This window comes from Kitasatospora sp. NPDC002543 (genome assembly GCF_053594915.1).
Window position 1 is genome coordinate 1 of record NZ_JBSFWR010000213.1, and the last position, 3,255, is coordinate 3,255.

Genomic DNA, 3,255 nt, shown 5'->3' on the forward strand with positions numbered 1-3,255 from the left:
TCAGCCGCCAACGCGGCCTCGCCCCCGACGGCCGCGCCCGCTCCTTCGCCGACACCGCCGACGGCACCGCCTGGGGCGAAGGCGCCGGCATGCTCATCCTCGAACGCCTCTCCGACGCCCACCGCAACAACCACCCCGTCCTCGCCGTCCTACGCGGCTCCGCCGTCAACCAGGACGGCGCCTCCAACGGCCTCACCGCCCCCAACGGCCCCTCCCAGCAACGAGTGATCCGCCAGGCGCTGGCCAATGCCGGACTCTCGCCCGACCAGGTGGACCTGGTGGAGGCCCACGGCACCGGCACCGCCCTCGGCGACCCGATCGAGGCCCAGGCCCTCATCGCCACCTACGGCCAGGACCGGCCCGCGGACCAGCCCCTCCACCTCGGCTCCATCAAGTCCAACATGGGCCACACCCAGGCCGCCGCCGGCGTCGCGGGCGTCATCAAGGTCGTCGAGGCCATGCGCCACGGCGTCATGCCCCGCACCCTGCACGCCGAGCAGCCATCGACCAAGGTCGACTGGGAAGCCGGCGCCGTCGAACTGCTCACCGAGCCGCGCGCATGGCCCCTCGGTGAACGGCCGCGCCGGGCCGGTGTCTCCTCCTTCGGGATCGGCGGCACCAACGCCCACGTCATCGTCGAGGAGGCACCGGGACTCCCGGTCGCGGACACCGGATCACCCGAACTCGCCCGCGCGGCACTGCCGTTCGCCCTCTCCGCCCGCAGCGCCGCAGCCCTGCGGGAGCAGGCCGCCCGCCTGCGCGCCCACCTGACCGCCCACCCGGACGCGTCACTGCCGGACATCGCGCACGCCCTGGTCACCGCCCGCGCGAGCTTCGAGCACCGGGCGGTCGTCGCGGCCGCCGGACGCGAGGAACTGCTCACCGCGCTCGACCGCATCGCCGACGGCACCGAACCGCTCGCGGGTGCGGCCCGCCCCGGCGGGACCACCGGCTTCCTGTTCACCGGCCAGGGCGCCCAGCGCCTCGGCATGGGACAGGAGTTGTACAACACCCACCCCGTGTTCGCGGCCCGCTTCGACGAAGTCTGCGCCGAACTCGACCGGTGGCTCGACCGACCCCTGCGCGAGGTCGTTTGGGGCGAGGACGCCCAGCTCCTCGACCAGACCGCCTACACCCAGACCGCCCTCTTCGCCGTCGAGGTCGCACTCTCCGCCCTCCTCGACTCCTGGGGCGTGCGCCCGCAGTACCTCGCCGGACACTCCATCGGCGAACTCGCCGCCGCCCACGTCGCCGGCGTCTGGACCCTGACCGACGCCGCCCGACTCGTCGCCGCACGCGGCAAGCTGATGCAGGCCCTTCCGGGCGGCGGTGCGATGATCGCCGTCGAGGCCACCGAGGACGAGATCTCCTCGCACCTGACCGAGGGCGTGGACATCGCGGCCCTCAACGGGCCGCGCTCCGTGGTCATTTCGGGCGAGACCGCCGCCGTGGAGGCGCTCGCCGAGCGCTTCGCCACCCAGGGCCGCCGCACCTCGCGCCTGCGCGTCTCCCACGCCTTCCACAGCGTGCTCATGGAGCCCATGCTCGCCGAGTACGCCACCGTGGCACGGGAGTTGACCTACAACGAGCCCACCATCCCGCTCGTCTCCACCGTCACCGGCACCCTCACCACCACCGAACTCACCAACCCCGTCTACTGGATCCGCCAGGTCCGCGCCGCCGTCCGCTTCACCGACGCCGTCCGCACCCTGACCGACAGCGGAGTCACCACCCTGCTGGAGATCGGCCCCAACGCCGTCCTCACCGCCATGGCCCAGCAGACGACCGAAGACACCACCGTCATCCCCACCCAACGCCGCGACCGCGACGAGAACACCACCCTCCTCGCAGCCCTCGGCACCCTCCACACCCACGGCACCGCCGTGAACTGGACGAAGGCCTTCACCGGCCTCCACACCCAGCACACCGACCTGCCCACCTACCCCTTCCAGCGCGAGCCGTACTGGTGGACCACCCAGGACTATGTGGCGGCCACCCCCTGGATGGGCACGGCCTCCTCGGAGGTCGCGGCGGCCGGGCTCGACGCGGCGGACCACCCGCTGCTGGGCGCCGTCGTCCCGCTGCCCGATTCCGGTGCGCTGCTGACGGGCCGCCTGTCCGTCGAGGCCCAGCCCTGGCTGGCCGACCACCGCATCGGCGACGCGATCCTGTTCCCCGGCACCGGTTTCGTCGAACTCGCCCTGCACGCGGGCCGACAGGTCGCCTGCGCCGTTCTCGCCGAGCTCGACCTCCACTCGCCCCTCGTGCTGCCCGACCAGGGCGGGGTGCAGGTGCAGGTCGCCGTCGGCCGCGACGACGAGAACGGCGACCGCACGGTCACCGTCCACTCCCGCGCCGAGGACTCCGGCGTCTGGACCCTGCACGCGCAGGGCCTGCTCTCCCAGAAGCCGGAGCCTGCGGACACCGTCACCGACCTCGCCCAGTGGCCCCCGGCCGGCGCCGAGCCGTTGCCCCTGGAGGGCGCGTACGAGCTGCTGCACGACCAGGGCTACGCCTACGGTCCGGAGTTCCGGGGGCTGACCGCCGCCTGGCGCCGGGGCGACGACACCTTCGCCGAGGTCGCGCTCCCCGAGGACGCCCGCGCCCGGGCCGGCGGCTTCGGCCTCCACCCGGCGCTGTTCGACGCCGCCATGCACGCGGTGATCCTCGCCGACGAGGAGGAGACCGGGACGCTGCTGCCGTTCTCCTGGTCCGGCGTCAGCGTCCGACGTTCCGGACTGGGCGCGTTGCGGGTCCACCTGGCCCGCCCGACCAAGGACTCGCTGTCGATCACGCTGGCCGACACCGAGGGCACGCCGGTCGCGTCCGTCCGTTCGCTCGGCCTCCGCCCGGTCGCACCGGCTGCCCTGGGCGGCGGCGGTGGCGCGCTGCACCGGATCGACTGGCTCCCGTTTGCCTCGCCGGCGTCCTCCGCCGTCGGCATGCCCGCCGAGGTGGCCTTGTGGGACGCAGTGCGCGGAACCGGCGAGGTTCCGGAGACCGTCGTCCTGCCGTGCGCCCCGCAGAGCGGTGACGTACCGGCCGGCGTGCGGGCCGGTCTCGGCCGGGTCCTGGGCGCGCTCCAGGCATGGCTGGCCGACGACCGCCTCACCGACTCCCGCCTGGTCGTCGTCACCTCGGGCGCCGTCGCCCACCCCGAGATCACCGACCTCACCGGCGCCCCCATCTGGGGACTCGTCCGCGCCGCCCAGGCCGAGAACCCCGGACGCATCACCCTCGCCGACCTCGACGACC

Annotated in this window: 1 protein-coding gene; it reads left to right on the forward strand. The window is 74.0% G+C overall.

All coding sequences use genetic code 11. The features are described 5' to 3' along the window. Positions 1 to 3,255 (forward strand): type I polyketide synthase (locus ACWD4P_RS38005; RefSeq protein ID WP_449782790.1); only part of this gene is annotated, 3,255 nt, incomplete at both ends.